At 64.8% G+C, this 21,356-nt stretch carries 18 protein-coding genes; 8 read left to right on the forward strand and 10 right to left on the reverse strand.

Annotation, left to right across the window (positions count from 1 at the left end; all coding sequences use genetic code 11):
• Positions 1-19 precede the first annotated feature (19 nt).
• Entirely contained in the window at positions 20-1,540 is a 1,521-nt protein-coding gene (locus HHL15_RS01235; protein ID WP_169143991.1) for a cyclic nucleotide-binding domain-containing protein, read from the forward strand.
• A gap of 196 nt (positions 1,541-1,736) precedes the next feature.
• Here the strand turns inward: HHL15_RS01235 and HHL15_RS01240 are convergent, their stop codons facing one another.
• Together HHL15_RS01240 and HHL15_RS01245 are read right to left on the reverse strand one after the other, a co-directional pair.
• Positions 1,737-2,780, reverse strand: a complete 1,044-nt coding sequence (locus HHL15_RS01240) for a DNA-binding protein (protein WP_169143992.1) — start codon at positions 2,778-2,780, stop codon at positions 1,737-1,739.
• A 135-nt stretch (positions 2,781-2,915) separates the two neighbouring features.
• Positions 2,916-4,145: a tyrosine-type recombinase/integrase gene (locus HHL15_RS01245; protein WP_169143993.1), complete on the reverse strand. Its 1,230-nt coding sequence runs from the start codon at positions 4,143-4,145 to the stop codon at positions 2,916-2,918.
• 173 nt (positions 4,146-4,318) lie between these two features.
• Between HHL15_RS01245 and HHL15_RS01250 the strand changes: the two genes are divergently transcribed.
• Positions 4,319-4,492 (forward strand): hypothetical protein, encoded by a 174-nt coding sequence (locus HHL15_RS01250; RefSeq protein WP_169143994.1) that lies wholly within the window; start codon positions 4,319-4,321, stop codon positions 4,490-4,492.
• A gap of 57 nt (positions 4,493-4,549) precedes the next feature.
• Here the strand turns inward: HHL15_RS01250 and HHL15_RS01255 are convergent, their stop codons facing one another.
• From HHL15_RS01255 to mltG, 6 genes are read right to left on the reverse strand one after another with little or no spacing between them, the layout of a single operon-like run.
• The gene (locus HHL15_RS01255) at positions 4,550-5,218 is read right to left on the reverse strand and encodes an ankyrin repeat domain-containing protein (RefSeq protein WP_169143995.1); all 669 of its coding nucleotides are present in this window, start codon (positions 5,216-5,218) and stop codon (positions 4,550-4,552) included.
• Positions 5,215-5,988 carry a TatD family hydrolase gene (locus tag HHL15_RS01260; protein ID WP_169143996.1) on the reverse strand — a complete coding sequence of 258 codons (774 nt, stop codon included), beginning with the start codon at positions 5,986-5,988 and terminating at the stop codon, positions 5,215-5,217. Before HHL15_RS01260 ends, HHL15_RS01255 begins: the two co-directional genes overlap by 4 nt.
• 9 nt (positions 5,989-5,997) lie before the next feature.
• Entirely contained in the window at positions 5,998-6,369 is a 372-nt protein-coding gene (locus HHL15_RS01265) for a PilZ domain-containing protein (protein WP_169143997.1), read from the reverse strand.
• Positions 6,366-7,427 carry a DNA polymerase III subunit delta' gene (holB, locus tag HHL15_RS01270; RefSeq protein WP_169143998.1) on the reverse strand — a complete coding sequence of 354 codons (1,062 nt, stop codon included), beginning with the start codon at positions 7,425-7,427 and terminating at the stop codon, positions 6,366-6,368. Before holB ends, HHL15_RS01265 begins: the two co-directional genes overlap by 4 nt.
• Positions 7,424-8,041 carry a dTMP kinase gene (gene tmk / locus HHL15_RS01275; RefSeq protein WP_169143999.1) on the reverse strand — a complete coding sequence of 206 codons (618 nt, stop codon included), beginning with the start codon at positions 8,039-8,041 and terminating at the stop codon, positions 7,424-7,426. The genes holB and tmk overlap by 4 nt, the downstream gene beginning before the upstream one ends.
• The gene (mltG, locus tag HHL15_RS01280; RefSeq protein WP_169144000.1) at positions 8,038-9,039 is read right to left on the reverse strand and encodes an endolytic transglycosylase MltG; all 1,002 of its coding nucleotides are present in this window, start codon (positions 9,037-9,039) and stop codon (positions 8,038-8,040) included. The genes tmk and mltG overlap by 4 nt, the downstream gene beginning before the upstream one ends.
• Positions 9,040-9,212: 173 nt before the next feature.
• Between mltG and ygfZ the strand changes: the two genes are divergently transcribed.
• The 4 genes from ygfZ to mfd are packed head-to-tail and all read left to right on the forward strand — an operon-like array spanning position 9,213 to position 14,798.
• Entirely contained in the window at positions 9,213-10,244 is a 1,032-nt protein-coding gene (gene ygfZ, locus HHL15_RS01285; protein WP_169144001.1) for a CAF17-like 4Fe-4S cluster assembly/insertion protein YgfZ, read from the forward strand.
• A 10-nt stretch (positions 10,245-10,254) separates the two neighbouring features.
• A complete protein-coding gene (locus tag HHL15_RS01290) occupies positions 10,255-10,545 on the forward strand; it encodes a DUF4936 family protein (protein ID WP_206198525.1) in 291 nt (96 codons plus the stop codon).
• Positions 10,536-11,303, forward strand: a complete 768-nt coding sequence (locus HHL15_RS01295; RefSeq protein WP_169144002.1) for an NRDE family protein — start codon at positions 10,536-10,538, stop codon at positions 11,301-11,303. The genes HHL15_RS01290 and HHL15_RS01295 overlap by 10 nt, the downstream gene beginning before the upstream one ends.
• Positions 11,304-11,354: 51 nt before the next feature.
• Complete coding sequence (mfd, locus tag HHL15_RS01300) at positions 11,355-14,798, forward strand: transcription-repair coupling factor (RefSeq protein ID WP_169144003.1); 3,444 nt, start codon at positions 11,355-11,357, stop codon at positions 14,796-14,798.
• Here the strand turns inward: mfd and HHL15_RS01305 are convergent.
• On the reverse strand, positions 14,788-15,648 hold the full coding sequence (locus HHL15_RS01305; protein WP_169144004.1) for a substrate-binding periplasmic protein: 861 nt from the start codon (positions 15,646-15,648) through the stop codon (positions 14,788-14,790). The two genes, mfd and HHL15_RS01305, sit on opposite strands and share 11 nt — an antisense overlap.
• A 16-nt stretch (positions 15,649-15,664) precedes the next feature.
• Positions 15,665-16,480 carry a response regulator transcription factor gene (locus tag HHL15_RS01310; RefSeq protein WP_169144005.1) on the reverse strand — a complete coding sequence of 272 codons (816 nt, stop codon included), beginning with the start codon at positions 16,478-16,480 and terminating at the stop codon, positions 15,665-15,667.
• 313 nt (positions 16,481-16,793) lie between these two features.
• Here HHL15_RS01310 and HHL15_RS01315 point away from each other — a divergent pair, with 313 nt between their 5' ends.
• Positions 16,794-20,141: a response regulator gene (locus HHL15_RS01315; RefSeq protein WP_169144006.1), complete on the forward strand. Its 3,348-nt coding sequence runs from the start codon at positions 16,794-16,796 to the stop codon at positions 20,139-20,141.
• Position 20,142: 1 nt separating this feature from the next.
• The gene (locus HHL15_RS01320) at positions 20,143-21,330 is read left to right on the forward strand and encodes a response regulator (protein WP_169144007.1); all 1,188 of its coding nucleotides are present in this window, start codon (positions 20,143-20,145) and stop codon (positions 21,328-21,330) included.
• The last annotated feature ends 26 nt before the right edge of the window (positions 21,331-21,356 follow it).

The raw sequence follows: 21,356 nt of genomic DNA on the forward strand, positions 1-21,356 counted from the left end.
GCAACGCAGGAGACCCATCATGCACATTCCCTTCCTGAGTGCAGAGGCGCCGTTTGCCCTGTTGGCGATGGCGCTCTCTGCGCTTGTCCTTTTCCGGCGTCTTTCGACCCTGCGTCGCTCACTCACCAATACCGCCGTCTTTTTCGCGATCTGCCTGCTGGGAGATCTGCTCGCGGGACTCCTCGACGGGATGTTGCAGCCACGCCTGCTGCGCTGGATACGGGAGTTGGCGGTCTTCGGCGAAGGGCTCGCCGTCATCCGCTACCTGGGCCTGGCTCTGTCTGAGATCGTGCTGGCCCGCCTGCGTGTGAGGGTCTCGGGCATTCTCGTGGATATTCTGGTGATTGCCGGCTATGTCCTGTGGGGCTTCGTCCGTCTCAACCTGGCTGGCGTGGAGTTCACCGCCCTGTTTGCAACCTCGGCCATCGTGACGGCGGTGCTGGCCATCTCCATGCAGGAAACCCTGGGCAACCTGCTCGGCGGCCTGGCCCTGCAGATGGACAATTCCCTGGAGATCGGGGACTGGATCGAAATGGAGAATCTGGCTGGCCAGGTCACCGACATACAGTGGCGCTACACGACCATCCTGATGCGCAACGGCGCAAAAATGGTCGTTCCCAACAGCCAGCTGATGCGCAACCGCTACGCCGTGATATGCGATCACAAATCGCAGCCGACCCGGCAGAGGCGCAGCATCAGTTTCAACGTGGATCTGAGCATCCCGCCCTCCAGGGTGATTGATACGGTCCTGCATGATATTCAGGCTGCCACCATTCCTAATGTCAGCCTCCTCCCTGCCCCCCAATGCCTGCTGACCAGTTTTGGTGCCGGCTACGTGACCTACGAGCTGCGCTATTGGCTGATCGACCCGGGGCCCGACGCTGTCACCGATTCCGATATCCGCCGCCATATCCTCGCCTCGCTCCAGCGTGCGGGGATACGCCTGGCCCTTTCGGATCGGATCGTGCATCTGGTGCAGCAGGGCAAGAGGCATCGCAAGGACGTGAATGCCAGGGAATTGCAGCGGCGCCTCGATGCCATTGCGAGGATCGATCTTTTTGCGAAGCTGTCGGATGAGGAGAAGCTCGAGCTCGCCCGACACCTCATCAATTCGCCTTTTGCCAAGGGCGACATCATGACCCAGCAAGGTGCCGTGGCACATTGGCTGTACATCATCGTCAGCGGCGAGGCCGAGGCTTGGTGGCAGCCGCCGGATGGTGGTGCCGCGCACTGCATGGACAAGGAACACCTTGGCAGTGTCTTTGGAGAGCTCGGCCTGATGACTGGCGAACCGCGCCGCGCCACGGTGGTTGCGCTGACCGACGTGGAGGCCTACAGGCTCGACAAGGCTGGTTTCGAAAAGGTCATCCGGGCTCGCCCCGAGCTGGCGGAAGGTATTTCTGGCCTCCTGGAACAACATCTCGCGCATTTCCAGACGCTGGAGCGGGAATACACCCAGTCGAAGCTCGACGACCTGGTCGGCCATCGCAACCAGTCCGCAGCCCTCAGTAAGCGGATCCGCGACTTCTTCGGGCTGTGATGGTGCCAGCCTGTCTTGCTGGCACGGCTGACCTGCGGTTTTCGTTATGCGGCCATAAGAACTATCGAACCAGGTGGAGGCAATCAGCTTGTACTATGGTTACGTCTCCTCCACCCTCCTCCTTTGGTGTGGATTAAGCCCGGGTCTTTTGATCCGGGCATTTTTTTGTCATTTGAGGCAAAAGCATATCCGGGAACTAGATGGGCTTCTTCCTGAATTGCGCCAGCTCGGCCAGTGCTTCCGCCAAGGATGCCTCGGCCTTCTGGGCCCTGACCGTCTCGGCCAGGCGAACCTCTTCCACCGCCCTGGCCCGCGCTTCGGCGGCGGCGACGGCCGACTCCTTGCCGTGAGCCGCCTCACTGGCCACCTTGAGCTGGGCCTGCAGCCGCTCAATCCGTCCTTCGGCCGCAGCCAGGGAGGTTTCGGTCTGGCGGGAGCGTGATACGGCCTCCCGCAGGGCCGCCTTGGCTTCCTCGGTCTGCTCGCGCAGGCGGGCCTCCCGGTCTTCCCGATTGGCGAGCTGCTGGCGCATCGTGGTGATTTCCCCCAGCTTCTCCTGGCGCACCTGGTCGATCTGCTTCAGGAGCATGTCGCGGTCGATGGCGCTGCGCTCCTGCTCTTCCTTGATCGCCGCGCTGTAACGGTCGCGGTCGCTCTGCAGCAGGCGGGTCAGGCGTTCTGATTCTGCCGCGAACTTCTGTTCGCGCTGCTCGGCGGCATCCTCCAGGAGCTTGACCCGGGTCTCCAGCCCTTCGCGCTGACGCAGGAATTCCAGGGCCTGGTTGCGCAGGTCGTTGATGGTGATGTCACGGCTCTGCACCGCGGCATCCAGCACCTCTATTCTGGTGGCTGTGGCGCCTGCCTCCGCTTCCATCCTGGCAATTTGTTCCAGCGCATCGGCCAGCCGGCTCTCAATGAGCTTCTGCTCCCGTTCGAGCGCCTCCCTCTGGCTGGCGAAGAGTTGCTCGGCATGCTGCAGGGACAGTGACCAGACCTTGCTCATCAGGGTGTCCGCGGACGAGACGAGCTCGTCGGGCATGCCGGGAACGCTCCGCTGCCGGAAGAACGCGGCCCCCGTCTCACGCCGCCACTGATCGATGTAGCGCTGGACGATCTCGCTGGAGCCCTTGTTGCCGAGCTCTGCGTAGACCAAGTTGAAAGATGGGTTCTCGCCGGCGGAGAGCAGCTGGAAACAGATCTGCTCTACCGCTTCGAATGCGACGCTACTACTGCGAGCCATGGAACATTCCTCGGTTGCGCGATGACATCAAAATTCACATCCGAAAAATAACATACGTGTACGTTCGTATAACGTTTAATTTGCAACGGTAAGGGCCACCCGAATCCCGCGCAGGCTGTTGTTGCCCCGAGGCCGTTAGCCTGGCTTGCTTCCTGCCCAGGGCAGGCGCTGCTTCTGGGATTCATCATGCCAGCGCTCTTCCTCTTCGTGGATGTAGCGCTGGGTCGTGCGGGCGTCCGTGTGGCGGGCGTCCTTCTGTACGAAGCGCTCGTCGATGCCACTGTCGAGCTTGGCTGTGATGCCCGTATGACGGCCCCAGTGCGCCGAGGCGGCACGCAGCTTTTCCTTCTTGTGCTCGGCGTCCGGCGGCAGCAGCTCTGCCGCGGCATGGAAGATCTTCTTGAGGACTTGGTTCAGGCGCCGGGCGGTGATCGGACTGCCGTCCTTTACCGAGACCAAGATCGGCGTGGTGTCGTCACGACGGGGCACTGCGCTTAGCCCGAGATGTTTCCGGTAGCGGATGAGCGCCTGCAGCATGTCGTCGGCCACCGGGACCTTGGCCTTCTTACCCCCCTTCCCCACCACATGCCACCACCAGCGCCCACGCTCCTCGCGGAAGCTGTTCATGCGGTGACTTTCGAGCTCGCCGGCGCGGGGGGCCAGCATGTACAGGGTGGCGGCGAGAAATCGGGCGCGCTCGTACTCGTCCTTGCCGCGCTCTGCATCCCGCGGCATGGCTTCGATTGCGCTGGTCACTGCCTGCCACATCTGTTCATCCAGGAAGCGCTCGATCTTCTCGACCTCATCCGTCGAGGCGACGGCGCGCAGGGGGCCGGCCGCTTCGGCGGACATCTTGCGGCGGCGCTGCCGGATCAGTCCCAGCGGGTTACCCATCAGATAGCCCGCATCGACGAGATAGCGCATCAGGGAGTTGATAGCGGCCATCGCCGTCAGCACGGCGCTCTCGCTGAGCGGTCCCACAAATGGCCGCCAGCGCTCCGAGACCCGCTCGACCTTGGCGCCACACCACAGGCTCGCGGGTTGGGGGTCGGCAAGGAAGTTCAGGTAGCCCTCGAAATCCTGGCGATTCAGACTGGACAGGGGTTTGCCACAGTCGATCAATGACCAGAGCAGCAGGCGTTCGCACTCCCGTTGATAGATCCGGTAGGTGCCGGGGGAGCGGTCGTACTCGGTGAGGAAGCAGCGGATTGCCTCCGCATCGGTTCTGGCCGAGATCTGCAGCCGGGCGGGGTCGGCACGATTCTCGCCAAGGCTGCCGTCAAGTCCGGCGGGAATGAGGACCTCATCGAGAGGGCGGACGGGAATAACGGGAGGCTGCGCGGGGCTGGGGTTTGGCGGATTCATGCCCGCAGTTTAGCCGCAGGATGCACCTGGTACGCAAGAGGCCTTGCCTCTCATGGGTTACTGTATATAATCACAGTTACGGTGTTTCCTGATCCCAGGCAGGCAGGAAAGCCCCGATCATCTGGCGCAAGAAATGTAAGGCGCCTCAACCGGTTATCTGGAAGGAGTCCAGCATGGAAACCCTGATTTGTCGCATCCTCATGGTGAGTGGTCTGGTGGTTGGCGTTCTGCTGGCAGGCGGCCAGGGCGCGCAGGCCGTGGTTCCCGCCCTGCTTGCCCTGGTAGGGGTTGGTGTCCTCCGTCGAGTGGCGCCGTCACTGCCCTGGCGTCTGGGGCGTCACTTCTGATGCAGGCTGGCGGCTCGCTTCCCGGCGGAAGCAGGCCTTCGCCTGCCGCGCTGCCGGTCAGCGCCCTTGGGTGGCCCTGGCCTTGCGCTCGGCCTGGATCAGGCCCGCGATGTCGGTGTTGCGGTTCTTGATGGCCCAGCTCTCGGCGCTCTCCTTCTGGTCATTCAAGGTGTCGAGGTCAGCCCCCGCCCTGAGCAGACGGGCCACGACCTCCTCGTGGCCGTTGCGTGCGGCAAACATCAGCGGCGTGGCCTGGTTGGGGGCCTTGGTGTTCGGGTTGGCGCCCTTGGCGAGGAGCAGCTCGACGATGGCCAGGCGGCCTTCGAAGGCGGCGTAGAGCAAGGGGTTCCAGCCATCGTGGCTGAAATCTGCCCCCGCTCCGAGCAGCAGGCTGGCCACTTCGGTATGCCCCTTCAGGCTGGCCAGCATCAGGGCGCTGTCACCCGCGGCATTGCGTGAATTGAGTTTGATGCCGCGCTGGCGGAGCAGCTCTGCCACCACCTTCGGCTGATCTTCCCGGGCGGCCAGGATCAGGAGGCTGTTGCCGTTCTCGTCAGTGGAGTTGGCATCCATGCCCTTGGCAACCTGGCGGGAGACCTCTCTCGCATCGCCCAGCTTGGCGGCGTTCAGAAGATCGTCGAGGGTGTCGGCCCTGACGGGCAGGGACAGCTGCAGCGCCATCAGGGCTGCCAGCAGGTGGCGGAGGCGAAGACGGGGTGAGTTCATGACGGTCTGGCGTCCTTGAATAGGCGGAAGAAGTTGTTCGTGGTGGCCTCTGCGATGGTCGGCAGATTCGCACCACGGGCATTGGCCACAGCCTCCGCTACATGGCGTACGTAAGCCGGCTGGTTGGTCTTGCCCCGGAAGGGCATGGGCGCCAGATAGGGCGCATCGGTCTCCACCAGCAGTCTGTCCAGGGGGACGAAGCGCGCAACCTCGCGCAGGGATTCTGCGTTCTTGAAGCTGACGATGCCCGAAAACGATATGTAGAAGCCCAGGTCGAGGGCCTGCTCGGCGACCTCCCGGCTCTCGGTGAAGCAGTGCATGACGCCACCCGGCTGATCAGCTCCCTCCTCCCTCATCAGGCGCAGGGTGTCGGCCGCGGAGTCGCGGGTATGGATGATCAGCGGCTTGTTGCAGCGCCGGGCGGCGCGGATATGGGTACGGAAGCGTTCGCGCTGCCACTCGGGGGCGTCCTTGTGCCAGTAGTAGTCGAGCCCGGTCTCGCCGATGGCGATCACTTTGGGATGAGCGGCCAGTTCGAGCAGGCGCGCTTCATCGGGCTCTTCCACTTCGGCATTGTCCGGGTGCACGCCTACCGAGGCGAACAGGTTGGCATGACGTTCGGCCAGGCCGATCACGCCAGCCAGGGTCTCCAGCTTCACGCTGACACACAGGGCGTGGGTGACGCCTTTTTCGGCCATGTTGGCCAGCATGGTGTCCTCGTCGGCGATCAGGTCGGGAAAGTCGAGGTGGCAGTGGGAATCAACGAGCATTGCTGGAAATCAGATGGTGTGGGTGGGACGTGCGGAGCCGAGGTGACCGGCGAGGATCTGTTCGATGCGGTTGCGGAGCACCTGCCCCGCCTCGTCGCCACCGAACTGCACGCCGATCCCCTGCGTCTTGTTGCCTTGCGCGCCGGCCGGCGTGATCCACGCGACAGTGCCCGCCACCGGGTGCTTGGTGGGGTCGTCCATGATCTGCAGCAGCATGAAGATCTCGTCGCCGAGCTTGTAGCCACGGGTCGTCGGCACGAAGAGGCCGCCGTTGCGGATGAAGGGCATGTAGGCCGCGTAGAGGGCCGACTTCGAGGTGATGTTGAGGGACAGGACGCTGGGGCGTGCCGCCACGGGTCTTCTTGTTGTCGGTTCGTTCATTTGCGCACCGCAGTTGCAGCTGCCTGAAGGTTCCGGGCATACCGCAACAGCATGTCCTCAAGAAATAGCCGGGGGTTCAAGGGGTGTTGCGCCACCCGCCGCGACTGGGTGATTTCATTGTAACAGCCGAGGGCCGTGTCCAAGGACATCCGCGCCGCGAGCCGGGCAAGGGTGTCCTGGCAGTCCGGGAAGAAGCGCAGCGTGCCGCCCAGGCGCAGGGCGGACAGGTCGGCCACCCAGCGTTGCATCCAGCTCACCAGGGTCGGCAGGTCGAACCCCGCGGCAACGGATTCCTTGGATTTCAGCCAGGCTTCCCACTCACCGGCGAGACGCATCGGTGGCTTGTCCGGGAGCTTCGAGATGTCGCTGATGAAGCGCGCGCGGGCGGCGCCGGCGCCCCCTTCGGCCATCTCCGCCGCCGCCAGCGGCATGCCGCCGCAGAAGGCCAGCAGTGCCTCGGCCTCGGGCTGCTTGCGCGCCTCCAGCCAGCGTCGTGCCTGCTCCGCCGGCGGGCGGGGAAAGGTCCAGGTCTGGCAGCGGCTGCGGATGGTCGGCAAGAGTCTCTTCGGCGACGACGAGATGAGCAGGAACTGGGCGTTGGTGGTGGGCTCCTCGAGCAGCTTGAGCAGCGCGTTGGCGGTGAAGGGGTTCATCGCTTCGGCCGGATCCACGATGACGACGCGTTGCCCGCCACGATGGCCGCCGGTGGTGAGGGCCTGCTGCAGGTCGCGGATCTGGTCGATCACGATCTGCCGGCTGGCTGCCTTGCCGCCTTCGGCCTTGTCACCGGGACTCTCGCCCCGCTCCTCCTGGTCGGCCTCCGGAATCACCCGGATGAGGTCCGGGTGATTGCCGGCGAGCCGCCACAGGCAGTCCTCGCAGGTGCCGCAGGCATGGCCGCCGTCCCCCGGCTGACTGCACAGGATGCGGGCGGCAAGCGCCTCGGCGAACAGCCGCTTGCCGCCACCGGCCGGCCCCGCAAAAAGCAGTGCATGCGGCATGCGGCCCGCGTTGTCGAGGACCCGCTGCCACAGCCCGGATTGCCACTCGAAGATCATTGGAAGCAGGTCTCCAGGACGATGCCCTCCACCTCGCGGCGGATGGCTTCCGGAGTCTGGGCCGCGTCGATGATCTTGATCCGCGCCGGGTCGGCTGCGGCACGGCGCAGGTAGGCGTTGCGGACGCGCTCGAAAAAGTCGGCCTGTTCGCGCTCGAAGCGGTCCGGCGCGTCGCCCGTGCCGGCCAGGCGGCGGGCGGCCTCGATGGGATCAAGATCGAAGAGCAGGGTCAGGTCGGGTTGCAGGTGGGGATGAACCCACTGCTCGAGTGCCGCAAAGCGCGCCTCGTCCAGCCCCCGGCCTCCCACCTGGTAGGCGTAGGTGGCATCGGTGAAGCGGTCGGACACGACCCACCTGCCGCCAGCCAGCGCGGGCTCGATCACCGCCGCCAGGTGTTCGCGGCGCGCGGCGAACATCAGCATCGCCTCGGTTTCCAGGTGCATCGCGTCATGCAGCAGCAGGGCCCGGAGTTTTTCGGCGAGCGGCGTGCCGCCAGGCTCGCGGGTCTGCACGACGCTCAGGCCGCGGGATTCGATGAGGGCGACGGCGGCGGCGATCTGGCTGCTCTTGCCGGCGCCATCGATGCCTTCAAAGGTGATGAAGCGGGATTTCACGGCGACGGTTTCCGGATGTAGCGGGCAACGGCCCGGTTATGTTCGTCCAGGGAACGGGAGAAGGCGCTGGAGCCATCACCCCGCGCCACAAAGTAGAGATAGTCGGTGGCCTGCGGATTGAGCGCAGCCCGCATGGCGGCAACCCCCGGCATGGAGATCGGCGTGGGCGGCAGCCCCATGCGCAGATAGGTGTTGTAGGCCGAGTCGGCGAGCAGGTCGCGCTTGCGCAGGTTGCCGTCGAAGGCCGTCCCCAGCCCGTAGATGACCGTAGGGTCGGTCTGCAGCAGCATGCCGGCGCGCAAGCGGTTCACGAAGACGGATGCCACCAGCGGCCTGTCGGCCGCCAGTCCGGTCTCCTTTTCGACGATGGAGGCCATGATCAGGGCTTCGTAGGGATCCTTGTAGGGCAGCCCGCCGGCCCTTTTCTCCCATTCCCGCTGCAGGACCCGCTGCTGGTTGCGATAGGCCCGGCGCAGCACGTCCAGGTCGCTGGACTGGCGGGCAAACAGGTAGGTGTCGGGGAAGAACAGCCCTTCCGGGTGGCGTGCCGCGGCGCCGATGCGCTCCAGCACCTGGGCGTCGCTCAGGCCGGCGCTGTCATGCCGCAGGTCGGGGTGACGGTCCAGGGCGGCGCGAAACTGGCGGAAGCTCCATCCTTCGATCAGGGCCACATCACGCTGGGTCGTGTCGCCGCGGCTGAGTTTGTCGAGAAGCTGGAGCGAAGTCACACCCTTTTCGATCTGGTAGCTGCCGGCCTTGATGGCGTTGGCCTGGCGGGTCAGGCGCGACAAAGTGACCAGCAGGAAGGGCTCGACGTCGATCCCCGCGTCGACCAGCTGGCGCGCCACCTGGCGCATCGACGAGCCGGGCTCGACCGTAAAGTCGAGTGGGCTTTGGCGTAAACCAACCGGAGTTTGTGCGAACCACGCCAATCCCCCCGCGGTGAGCACGGTCGCCATGAGCACCATTACACACAGACGAAAAAACAGGCGCTTCATCGGGGAACTTGAGGCTTTCGGGAAGAACGAAGGAACGAGGAAAGGAGGAAGATCCAGCAAAAACTGAGGGCTTGGTTCTTGCTTTGACTGAGCAGGTCGGCCCCCGTGCGGCGACGCCCCTATAATAGCGCAAACCGCTTTGAGACTCGTTTTTGCGACAGGACCCCAAACTGATGAACGCTACATGGCAATCCCACCTCGGCGCCAAGGGCGCCCGGTTCACCGATTTCTCCGTTCAGTTCAATGACGATGCCCGGCAGGACGTTGTGCTCGCATCCCAGGGAACGGTCGTAGTACCGCTGCAGCACCTGGGTACGATCCGCGCCACCGGCGAGGACGCGGCGGTGTTTCTGCACAACCTGTTTTCCAATGACGTGAAGAAGCTCGGCTCCAACGAAGCCCAGCTGACCAGCTTCAACACCGCCAAGGGCCGCATGCTCGCCAGCATCGTGCTGTGGCGGGAAGGTGGCGACTACCTGCTGACCCTGTCGGCGGACATCCATGCGGCCATGCTCAAGAAGCTGTCCATGTACGTCCTGCGCTCCAAGGTGCGCCTGATGGACGACAGCGGCGACTGCGTGCTGATCGGCCTTGCCGGCCCCCAGGCTGGCGCTGCTCTCGAGGCCGCCGGCCTGCACATTCCCGGAACGCCCAGGGCCACGGCCTCCGGTGTGGCCACGGTGGTGCGCCTCGAAGGCGCCCGCTTCATCGTCTCGGCGCCCCTTTCCGAGGCCCTCGGCCTGTGGGACAAGTTCGTTGCCAGCGGCGCCGTCCCGGCCGGCACGGCGGCCTGGCAGTGGGCCGACATCGTGCAAGGGCAACCCAGCATCACCCAGCCGATCCAGGAAGAGTTCGTCGCCCAGATGCTCAACTTCGACCTGATCGGCGGGGTCAGTTTCAACAAGGGCTGCTACCCCGGCCAGGAGATCGTTGCTCGCACCCACTACCTGGGCAAGCTCAAGAAGCGCATGTTCCGCGTGCATGTCGACGTGGCGGAAGCCCCGGCCCCCGGCACTGATGTGTTCTCGCCCGAATTTGGCGAGCAATCCGCCGGCAAGGTGGTGATGGCTGCCCCGGCGCCGGGCAGCGGCTTTGAAGCGCTGATCGTGCTGCAGACCTCCAGCGCTGACTCCACCGAGGTGCACCTGGCATCGCCGCAAGGGCCGTCCGTGAGCTTCCTGCCCCTGCCCTACGCACTGGCCTGAGTCCCCGCCCTTGCCCCTGTCCCACTATTACATCTATTACCCGGTCCGGATCGGCATGGAAGCCGATCTGGCCCATGCGCTCTACAACCTCCAGGACGATCTCCGCCACCGCACGGGCGTCAGCGGGCGCTTTCTGCGCAAGGCCGACGACCCCTGGACGTGGATGGAGATCTACGAGAACGTGGCCGATCCGGTGGCCTTCGATGCCGCGCTCGAGCAGGCCGTGGAGCGCCATGGCCTTGATCGTTTCCTTGACGAGGGCGGGCGCCGCCACAGTGAACGCTTCGTCCCATGTGCCTGATCCTCGTCGCCTGGCAGGCGCATCCGGATTTTCCGCTGGTGATCGCTGCCAACCGGGACGAGTTCTTTGCCCGGCCGGCAGCCGCCGCCGCGTGGTGGAAGGAACAGCCCGAGATCTTTGCCGGCCGCGACCTGGAGGCCGGCGGAACCTGGCTCGGACTCAGCCGTTCGGGGCGTTTCGCCGGCCTGACGAACTTTCGCGATCCGAGCCGGCAGCGGGCGGGCACCCCGTCGCGGGGTGATCTGGTCGCCAGTTTCCTGAGGAGCACCGAGACCACGGCCGCAGCCCTGGCGCGCCTGCAGCAGGAGGGGCGGCGCTACAACGGTTTCAACCTGATGCTCTCCGACGGTGACAGCCTGGGTGTCCACGAGAGCGTCAGCGGCGTCTCGCACCTGCTCGAGCCGGGGCTCTACGCCTTGTCCAACGACCTGCTCGATACGCCCTGGCCCAAGGCCGTCGCCGGCAAGTCCCGCCTGTCGCGGGCGCTTACCGCCCTGCCCGACGACACCCCGCTGCGCGAACTCCTGCGCGACGACCGACCGGCCCCCGACGAGAGCCTGCCACGCACCGGGGTGAGCCTGGCCTGGGAGCGCATGCTCTCCAGCGCCTTCATCCGCGCGCCCGGCTACGGCACCCGCTGCTCCACGGTGATCCGCCGCAGCCGGCATGGCTGGACCCACGTCACCGAGTCCACCTGGGACGAGGTCGGCCAGGAAACCGACCGGGTCACCGAGACTTTCCAGATCGCCCGGCCCTGAACCGGGCTGCGCCTATAATCCCGTCCTTCGCATCCTGTTTCACGCAGCCGCATGTCCGCCTCTCCCAGCTTCAGCAGCCTTCTCCCTGCCCTTGACGCCTTCGCCCGGACCAAGCCTGGGCAGCGCCTCGACCTGCCCGCTCTCGCCGGCTCTGCCGATGCCCTGGCGATCGCCCGCCTGGCCGGCAAGGGGAGGATGCTGGTGGTCATCACGGCCAATCCGCTCGACGCCCAGCGTTTGTCCGATGAAATCGCCTGGCTGGCGCCCGGCCTGCGCACCCACCTCCTGCCAGACTGGGAAACCCTGCCCTACGACAGCTTCTCGCCCCACCAGGACCTCATCTCCGAGCGCCTGTCCACCCTCTACGCGATCAGCCGCGGCGAGGCCGACATTGCCCTGGTGCCCGCCTCCACCGCCCTGTACCGCCTGGCCCCGCCGGCCTTCCTGGCGGCCTACACCTTCTTCCTGAAGCAAGGCGAAAAGCTCGATGTGGAGCGCCTGCGCAACCAGATGACGGTGGCGGGCTATGCCCACGTCACCCAGGTCATGACCCCCGGTGAATACAGCGTGCGCGGGGGCCTGGTGGACCTCTTCCCGATGGGCGCCGCCCTGCCCTACCGCATCGACCTGTTCGACGAGGAGGTCGAGAGCATCAAGACCTTCGACCCGGACACCCAGCGCACGGTCTTTCCGGTCAAGGAGGTGCGCCTGTTGCCGGCCCGGGAATTCCCCATGGACGAAAAGGGCCGCACCCGCTTCCGTGGCCGTTTCCGCGAAGCCTTCGAAGGCGACCCGTCGCGTTGCATGGTCTACAAGGACGTCTCCAACGGCATCGCGCCATCCGGTATCGAGTACTACCTGCCCCTCTTCTTCGACGAGACGGCCACCCTCTTCGACTATCTGCCGGAAAGCGCCCCCATCCTGCTGCACCGGGACGTGCCGGGCGCCATCGAGGCCTTCTCGAAGGATGCGCGCAGCCGCCACAAGCTGCTCGGTGGCAACAAGACGCGCCCCATCCTGCCGCCGGAACAGCTCTTCCTGTCGGAAGAGAGCTTTTTCGTGGCCCTCAAGGAGCGCATACGCCTGGCCCTGCCCGCAGGTGACAGCGGCGGCCCGGCCACCGCCCTCCCCGACATCTCGGTGGAGCGCAAGGCCAGTGATCCGCTGCACCGCTTCAAGGCTTTCTGTGCCAGCTTTCCGGGGCGCGTCCTGGTGCTGGCCGAATCCGCCGGCCGCCAGCAGACGATCGCCGAGTTCTTTGCCGATTACAGCCTCAAGCCCGAGGCCAGCGGCAATTTCGACGCCTTCCTGGCCGGCACCGCACGCCTGGCCCTCGGCACCGGCCCCCTGGCCAATGGCTTCGTGCTCGAAGAGGCCGGCCTGGCGGTGGTCACCGAGTCCGAACTCTACGCCGCCACCGCACGCACCCGTACACGCCGCGACAGCCGCAAGGCGGCGACGGTGGAAGGCTGGCTGAAGGACCTGTCCGAGCTCAAGGCGGGCGATCCGGTGGTCCACTCCAGCCACGGCATCGGCCGCTACATGGGGCTGGTGCACATGGACCTCGGCGAAGGCCAGACCGAGTTCCTGCACCTGGAATACGCCAACGGCGACAAGCTCTACGTGCCGGTGTCCCAGCTGCACGTGATCACGCGCTACGCCGGCGCCGATCCGGAGGCCGTGCACCTGCACACCCTGGGTTCCGGCCAGTGGGAAAAGGCCAAGAAGAAGGCCGCCCAGCAGGTCCGCGACACCGCCGCCGAACTGCTCGCCCTGTATGCCCAGCGTGCCGCCCGCAAGGGCCACAAGTTCGACTTCAAGCAACACGACCTGGAGGCCTTTGCCGACGGCTTCGGCTTCGAGGAAACTCCCGACCAGCTGGCCGCCATCGAAGCGGTGATCGCCGACATGAAGTCCGGCAGGCCGATGGACCGCCTGGTCTGCGGCGACGTGGGCTTCGGCAAGACCGAAGTCGCCCTGCGCGCCGCCTTCATCGCCGTGGCGGACGGCAAGCAGGTGGTCGTCCTGTGCCCCACCACCCTGCTGGCCGAGCAGCATTACCAGACCTTCGCCGACCGCTTCGCCGACTGGCCGATCAAGGTCGCCGAGTTGTCCCGCTTCAAGAGCGCCAAGGAGCAGGCCGAGGCCATCCAGCAGCTCGGTGAGGGCAAGGTGGACATCCTGATCGGCACCCACCGGCTGCTGCAGAAGGACGTCACCTTCAAGCGCCTGGGCCTGGTCATCATCGACGAGGAGCACCGCTTCGGGGTGCGCCAGAAGGAAGCCCTCAAGGCCTTGCGCAGCGAGGTTGACATCCTCACCCTGACCGCCACGCCGATTCCCCGCACCCTGGGCCTGGCCCTCGAGGGCCTGCGCGAGTTCTCGGTGATCGCCACCGCACCGCAAAAGAGACTGGCCATCAAGACTTTCGTGCAAGCCCACAGCAAGGGCATTGTGCGCGAGGCCGTGCTGCGCGAGTTCAAGCGCGGTGGGCAGGTGTACTTCCTGCACAACGAGGTGGACACCATCGAGAACGTGCGTGAGTCCCTCGAGGAGCTGCTGCCCGAGGCACGTATCGTGATCGGCCACGGCCAGCTGCCCGAGCGGGAGCTGGAGCGGGTGATGCGCGACTTCACCACCCAGAAGGCCAACCTTCTGCTGTGTACCACCATCATCGAGACGGGCATCAACATCCCGACCGCCAACACCATCATCATCAACCGGGCCGACCGCTTCGGCCTGGCCCAGCTGCACCAGTTGCGCGGGCGGGTCGGCCGCTCGCACCACCAGGCCTACGCCTACCTGCTCACCGACGCCAACGCCAAGCCCACCGCCCAGGCCCAGAAACGCCTGGAGGCCATCACCATGATGGAAGAGCTGGGCTCAGGCTTCTACCTGGCGATGCAGGATCTGGAGATCCGCGGGGCTGGCGAGGTACTCGGCGAGAACCAGTCCGGCGAGATCCAGCAGGTCGGGGTGAGCCTGTACACCGAGATGCTCAAGCGCGCCGTGCGCGACCTGCAGCAGGGCAAGGAGCCGGACCTCAGCCAACCCCTGGAGGTGGTTTCCGAGATCAACCTGCACGCCCCGGCGCTGCTGCCCAGTGATTACTGCAGCGATGTGCAGGAACGCCTGACCATCTACAAGCGCCTGGCCAACTGCGACGGCGAAGACGAACTGCGGGCCCTGCAGGAAGAACTGATCGACCGCTTCGGCGAGCTGCCGCCGCAGACCCGCAGCCTGCTGGAGACGCACCGCCTGCGCATGCTGGTGAAGCCCTATGGAGTGGCCAAGATGGATGCCTCCGAAAGCCAGATCACGGTGCAGTTCGGTCCGAATGCACCGATCGACCCGGTCAAGGTCATCATGCTGATCCAGAAGGATCGCAGCATCCGCATGGCGGGCCCCGACAAGCTGGTGCGCAAGTTGATGGTCCCCGACCTGAAGGCACGCGTGCAGGCGGTGCGCGAGCTGCTTGAGGCAGTCAGGGCCTGATCATGATGTCGTTGAAGGTGCCTCGCGCCTTCAAGCGCAGAAAGGCCTTGTTGAGTCGTTCGATGGCCGCTTTCTTGCCGGCACTCTTCAGATAAACGATGTGCAGGGGATCGCTGCGTACGGCCTTGGGCAGGATCGCGAACTGGTCGATCCGGCCCTTGAGCTCCGGTTCCGCCTCCAGCATGTAACGTACCCCTTCACGGCCACTGCCGACGAATACGGCGTCCACCCGACCGGCCAGGAGCTTGAGCATGCGGCTTTGTTGATCCGCGTCCCGGTCAACGGCGAAGACCCCTTTGGCGATGGCCTCATCCACGGCGTCACCATAGGAAGAACCCAAACCCAGGCCAATGAGCTTACCCTTGAGGTCCGGCAGGCTTTCGAAGGGAAACTCATGCCCCTTCCTGACCACCAGCACGACGTCGGACACATACAGCGGCACCGAATAGTCGAAGCGTTCCGCACGCTCCGAATTCCAGGAAATATTTGCCGCAGCCCCCTCGCCGGCGCTTGCCATGCGGATCACCCGAGCCCACGGGACGAGACGGATGTCATAGGTATCACCGGTTTCAGCCTGCAGGCGCTGCAGTATCCTCGGAAAGATCCCCTCGGGCTTACCTTCCTCCAGGTGGGAGATCGGCGGGAAACGGTCGCTGCCATAGACGATCAGCGTTTCGGCGCGCGCCATTCCGACCAGGCCGCCATCCGGGCTGCCAACCAGGCCGGCGGCGAGAAAGACAGCAATGAGCCGGTGCCGCCAGCTGCCGGATCTCCATTTGCCAGGTCGAAGGCGAGCCGCGGCAATGTGGGAATGCCGAAAAGTATCGGATAGCGCTTCGGCAAACCGCATGGGCAACACTTCCGGCTTACTCCTCCCGCTGCTGCAGAATGCCCGCCAGCAGTTGCTGCAATACCGTGGTATCGAAGGGCTTGTCGCAGATTCCCGACACGCCGGCCTCCTCCACCGCGGCAAGCCGGCTCATGTTGGATTCGCTGGTCACCATGAGGATGGGCACGGTCTGTTGCCAGCTGCGGGTGCGCACGTATTCGACGAACTCCCGCCCGTCCATCTCGGGCATGTTGTAGTCGGTGATGATCAGATCCACCAGAGTTTCCGCCAGCATCACCACAGCCTCTTTTCCATTGTCGGCCTCTATGAAATTGCGGAGACCCAGGTTTTCCAGCACCCGCCGGATGAAGCGGCGGGAATTGGGACTGTCGTCCACGAGCAGGACGCGCAGGGACTCCAGGTCGACATCCTCCATGTCCAGGGACTCCGGCATCTCCAGGGTGCGGGACAAGGCCATGGCCAGCTGGGAGGCACTGAAAGGCTTGGGCAGGATGCCGCAGGCACCGGACTGGCGTACCGGCTCAAGGGCCTGGGGTCGGGTTTCGCTCGAGATCAGGATGAAGGGCACATCCATCCAGCGTGGATCCTGCCTCATCCTTTCGACCAGCTCGGTGCCAGTGCCGTCAGGCAGATAAAGAGCCGAGACGACCACATCGGCGCGACAGCCCTGCAACCAGTCCAGTGCATCGGCCAGGCTGCCAACCACGTCGACATTGGAGGCCCCGATCTCGGCGCATTCACCAACAATGATCCGGCGCTGCAGCGCAGAAGGCTCCACCAGCAGGAGCGTGAGTTTCTCGAATCGATCCGTCTTCTTTACTGTCTTTGTCATGTATCCGGTTCCAAGGGGGGCCTGGGAATTAGCGAACGATTCACGGAAAGCTTGAGCGCCATGTGCGGCAAATCACTTAGCCACGCCTGCTGGGCTAGTATAGGATCAGTACAGACGGGTCGAATGGGCGCCTGCCTTTCGGGCCTGACTTCCTTCAACTTGCAGATGGTGGCGCTCTGCCCGTCGCCCTGCAGCATAGATCGCACCACGAGGCCGGATACGCTCAATGCCCATATCGTCAGTCGTCGTTCCCACCAAGAGTACCCGGCTGAGCAAACGATTGGCTGGTGCGACTTTCATTTTTGCAATTCTGGTGTCCCTGTTGCTCACCGCCGCAGATTACGGCCGGACCCAGCGCCGGGACCGGGCAGACCTTGAGCACTGGTTCGGACTGCTGGCCGACTCCTCCCTGCCGCCGATTGCCAATGCGGTCTGGAATTACAACCTCGACGCCCTGCAGCTTTTCGTGGATGGCATTGCCCGTCAGCCGGACGTCGTTTATGTGGCGGTTCATGACGGGCGCAGCAGGATGCTGTCGAAGGGCGAATCCAGCGACACCCTCGTGATCCGTGACCTGCCCCTCCTCCACACCTGGCCCGCGGCCGCCGGAACGGCGCGTACCGAGGAGATCGGCAAGCTGGTCATCGGCATCGACGATACCGCGGCCCGCCGGCGTGCGCTGGAGACAGTCAGCCGCGGTCTGGTTTCCAACCTCGTGCTGGTCTGCTGCATCGCCGGCTTCCTGCTGCTGATCATCGAGAGACAGGTCATGCGTCACCTGCGCATGACCTCGCAATTCGTGGTGGCATTGAGCCGGAGCAATCTGCGGGAGCATCTGCAGCTCGACCGCGGGTCACGGAGGGGGCCCGACGACGAACTGGATCTGCTGGTGACCGGCCTCAACAAGATGCAGGACAGCCTCTGCCATTCGATCGCCAGTCTTGAAGACGACATCCGGAAGCGTCAAGCCGCAGAGGCCGAGGTGCGCCGCCTCAACACGGATCTCGAGCATCACGTGGAAGAGCGCACCCACCAGTTGCAACAGGCCCGCGCGGCCGCAGAGCAGGTGCTGGACCTCACCGGCAGCGCCCACTGGATGCTCGACTGGGGCGATGAAGGGCCGCACATCGCCTCGAGCCCCCGCCTGGAGAAGCTCCTCGGGCTGGCCCCGGCCGCGCAGCATCGCCTCGACCAGCTCATCGACGGCATCGCCGCGCTCAGCCCCACCGATGCACGGCGTTTTGAATCCCTGATCCGTGAGCTCTACACCGGCAAGCGGCAGGAGTCGCACATGACCTTCCCCTTCCGGCGGCCGGTCGACAACGGCCGGATCTGGCTGGACGCCCTGGCCGTTCTGGCCACCGACGCCAACGGACAGCCCCGCATCACCGGCTCGCTGCAGGATGTGACGCAGCAGAAGGCCACCGAAGCGGCTCTGGAGGACGCCAAGGAACAGGCCGAAGCCGCGATGAGGACCAAGTCGGAATTCCTGGCCGACATGAGCCACGAGATCCGCACCCCCATCAATGCCGTATGCGGCATGTGTCACCTGATGTTGCGCACCACCCTGACGGCGCGCCAGGAGGACTACGCCCTGAAGATCCGCCAGGCTGGGGATCACCTGCTGGGGATCATCAACAACATTCTCGACCTGTCCAAGATCGAATCCGGCAAGCAGACACTCGAATCCACCGACTTCGAGCTGGATGGCGTGCTAGACCACATGGCCAACCTGGTGGGAGACAAAGCCGCCCAGAAAGGCCTTGAGCTCATTTTCGAGATCGCTCCGGAGGTGCCCCGCCAGCTTTGCGGCGACCCCCTGAGGCTCAGCCAGATCCTGGTCAATTATGGCAACAACGCCGTCAAGTTCACTGAGCACGGCGAAGTCCGGGTACGGGTGGCTCTTGATCATCAGGATGCGGAACAGCTCGTCCTGCGCTTCACGGTTACCGACAGCGGCATCGGCCTGGAGCCTGAGCAGATCACCCGTCTATTCGGCAGCTTCGAGCAGGCCAGCACCTTCACCACCCGCAAATACGGTGGATCGGGCCTTGGCCTGGTGATCAGCAAGCGGCTGGCCGAAATGATGGGGGGGCGTGTCGGCGTCGAAAGCACACCGGGCCAAGGCTCGAGCTTCTGGTTCACCGCCAGGCTGTCGCTGGCCGTAACCGCCAGCCCCGGCCCGGGCCTCGACCCGGCCCTGCGGCAATCCCGCGTCCTGGTGGTGGATGACAACGCGGCGGCCCGCAACTCGATACTCGAGGCACTGAGCCAGCTCGAAATGCGCCCCGAGGTCGCGGCATCAGCCGATGAGGCCTTGCAGCTCCTCGAGGCCTCCATGGGCCACACCGATACCTTTTCGGCGGTTCTCATCGATTGGGCCATGCCAGGGATGGATGGCCTCACCACCGCCCGCAAGATCCGGCTGATGGGGCTCAATCCCGCGCCGGCGCTGGTCCTGCTCACGGCTCATGGCCAGGATGAGGTGTTGCATGCTGCCGAAGAGATGCATCTCGACGCTACGTTGTTCAAGCCCATCCTGGAAACCGCGCTGCTCCAGGTGCTCAACCGCGTGCTGGGAAGCGAAGCCCCCGTAGATGGCGGCCGGCTCCCGGGGGCTGCGCCGGCGCAGCTGCCGCGCTATCCGGGACGCCGGATCCTGCTGGTCGAGGACAACCGCCTCAACCAGCAGGTCGCCACCGAGATGCTGGCGGATGCGGGCCTGATCGTCGACCTGGCCGAGAACGGCGCCCAAGCGGTCGAGATGGCCGCCCAGCGCGACTACGACATGGTGCTGATGGATATCCAGATGCCGGTGATGGACGGGATCACCGCCACCCGCCTGCTGCGCGCGGCCCCCAGGACACGGGAGCTGCCGATCATTGCCATGACGGCCAACGTGATGCAGGAGGACAGGTACCGCTATCTGAAGGCCGGCATGACCGACTTCATTGCCAAACCCATCGAACCCGCGATGCTGTTCCGCACCCTCGCGGCGAACCTGTCGCCGCAGGCCGTTGTGGCCGCCCGGGAGTTGGCCGCAGCCCCCCCGGCACCGGAAGAGGACGAGAGCACGGTGTTTCCGCCCTACATCGAAGGCATCGACCTGAAGGCCGGACGCAGCCGGCTGATGGGGTCGGACAGCCGCTATGCGCGCTATCTGCGCCTGTTTGCCGAGCACAGCGCGGAAGTGCCGCTACAGCTGCAGGCCGCACTCGACGCCCGTGACCTGCCTGGTGTGCAGCGCCTTGCGCATACGCTGAAAGGCAGTGCTGGCCAGGTCGGTGCCGAGCAGGTGCGCGCCGCCGCCGCAGAGCTCGAAAAGGCCGTTGCCGACGGTGCTTCCACCGCGACTCAGACCGAGATGGTGTCAAGGATTACAGAAGTGCTCATTTTGGCCGTCAACGGGATCTATTCAGCCTTTCCAACCCAAACGGAAACCTCCCGCCCGGTGGAGAATGCCGGTAGCGTGATTGCAGAATTGTTGTCGCTGATCGAAAACGACGACGCCAAGGCTCTGGCTGTCTTCGACGCGCATCGGACTCTCCTCGAGGAGATGCTGGGATCCGTCGGCTACCAGGCCCTGGCCGGGCATCTTCAGCAGTTCGATTTTGATCAGGCACTGGAAACCCTGCGCAGACACCAGGAAAGACAGGTTTGAGATGCATGAGAATGAAGAATCCCGTCCTGTGGTACTGGTCATCGACGACTCGCCTCAAAACCTGCTGTTGATCGACGAGTTGCTGTCCGGCGAATATCGGGTCAAGGTCGCCGCCAACGGTAATCGCGGGCTGACCATCGCGCGACAGACGCCTGCTCCGGATCTCATCCTGCTCGATGTCCGGATGCCCGACCCGGACGGATTTGAAGTGTGCCGGCAACTCAAGGCCGATCACGCGACCGGCGACATCCCGATCATTTTCCTGACGGCCCTCAACGACCCCGCCGACGAAGCCCAGGGCTTGGTCCTCGGTGCCGTGGACTACATCACCAAACCCGTCAGTCCCCCCATCCTGTCGGCGCGCGTGCGCAACCACCTGCGCCTGAAGGAGGTGGCGAACTTTCTGCGTGATCGCAACGCCTTCCTGGAGGCCGAAGTCCAGCGCCGCACCGAGGAAAGCCGCAGGCGTGCAGAGGAAGCCCGGGTTGCCCAGGAAACCATCATGATTTCGCTGGCGTCCATCGCCGAGGCCCGCGACAACGAAACCGGCAACCACATCCTGCGAACCCAGCACTATGTGCGCGCCCTCGCCGAACAGCTCAGGACGCATCCACGTTTTGCGGCACAACTCAACGACGAGATGATCGACCTCCTCTTCAAGGCGGCCCCCCTTCACGACATCGGCAAGGTCGGCATACCCGACCGCATCCTCATGAAGCCCGGCCGCCTCACCGACGAGGAGATGACGATCATGAAGACCCATACCACCATCGGTCACGACGCCATCGAAAGAACCATGATGCGGGTCGGCGAGCGGGTGCCGGTGCTGGAGGTGGCCAAGGAAATCGCCTTGTCTCACCAGGAAAAATGGGATGGCAGCGGCTATCCCCTCGGGCTTGCGGGCGACGCGATTCCTCTTTCGGGTCGCCTCATGGCGGTGGCGGATGTATATGACGCTCTGATTTCACGGCGCGTCTATAAAGACCCCATTCCGGTCCCGGAGACCATCGAGATCATGATCCGCGGTCGCGACAGCCATTTCGATCCGGACATCCTGGATGCCTTCCTGGATCTGCGCGGCCGTTTCCTGGAAATCCAGGAGCGCTTCATCGATCTCCCTGACGAGCTCGACAAGCTGGAGGCCAATCGCCACATCTGCATCTCGCCAGATCCTTCAGGCTCCCGGTAAGCCTCACAAGGCCAGACCGGGCGCCG

Source organism: Zoogloea dura (genome assembly GCF_012927165.1).
GTDB classification, from domain to species: domain Bacteria; phylum Pseudomonadota; class Gammaproteobacteria; order Burkholderiales; family Rhodocyclaceae; genus Zoogloea; species Zoogloea dura.

Coding starts and splice junctions, on each gene's coding strand:
- HHL15_RS01295 (WP_169144002.1), top strand. CDS start 10,536: ATGTGCCTGATCCTCGTCGCCTGGCAGGCGCATCCGGATTTTCCGCTG.
- HHL15_RS01260 (WP_169143996.1), bottom strand. CDS start 5,988: ATGCTCGTTGATTCCCACTGCCACCTCGACTTTCCCGACCTGATCGCC.
- ygfZ (WP_169144001.1), top strand. CDS start 9,213: ATGAACGCTACATGGCAATCCCACCTCGGCGCCAAGGGCGCCCGGTTC.
- holB (WP_169143998.1), bottom strand. CDS start 7,427: ATGATCTTCGAGTGGCAATCCGGGCTGTGGCAGCGGGTCCTCGACAAC.
- HHL15_RS01240 (WP_169143992.1), bottom strand. CDS start 2,780: ATGGCTCGCAGTAGTAGCGTCGCATTCGAAGCGGTAGAGCAGATCTGT.
- HHL15_RS01265 (WP_169143997.1), bottom strand. CDS start 6,369: ATGAACGAACCGACAACAAGAAGACCCGTGGCGGCACGCCCCAGCGTC.
- mltG (WP_169144000.1), bottom strand. CDS start 9,039: ATGAAGCGCCTGTTTTTTCGTCTGTGTGTAATGGTGCTCATGGCGACC.
- HHL15_RS01235 (WP_169143991.1), top strand. CDS start 20: ATGCACATTCCCTTCCTGAGTGCAGAGGCGCCGTTTGCCCTGTTGGCG.
- HHL15_RS01245 (WP_169143993.1), bottom strand. CDS start 4,145: ATGAATCCGCCAAACCCCAGCCCCGCGCAGCCTCCCGTTATTCCCGTC.
- HHL15_RS01310 (WP_169144005.1), bottom strand. CDS start 16,480: ATGACAAAGACAGTAAAGAAGACGGATCGATTCGAGAAACTCACGCTC.
- HHL15_RS01250 (WP_169143994.1), top strand. CDS start 4,319: ATGGAAACCCTGATTTGTCGCATCCTCATGGTGAGTGGTCTGGTGGTT.
- HHL15_RS01255 (WP_169143995.1), bottom strand. CDS start 5,218: ATGAACTCACCCCGTCTTCGCCTCCGCCACCTGCTGGCAGCCCTGATG.
- mfd (WP_169144003.1), top strand. CDS start 11,355: ATGTCCGCCTCTCCCAGCTTCAGCAGCCTTCTCCCTGCCCTTGACGCC.
- HHL15_RS01320 (WP_169144007.1), top strand. CDS start 20,143: ATGCATGAGAATGAAGAATCCCGTCCTGTGGTACTGGTCATCGACGAC.
- HHL15_RS01305 (WP_169144004.1), bottom strand. CDS start 15,648: ATGCGGTTTGCCGAAGCGCTATCCGATACTTTTCGGCATTCCCACATT.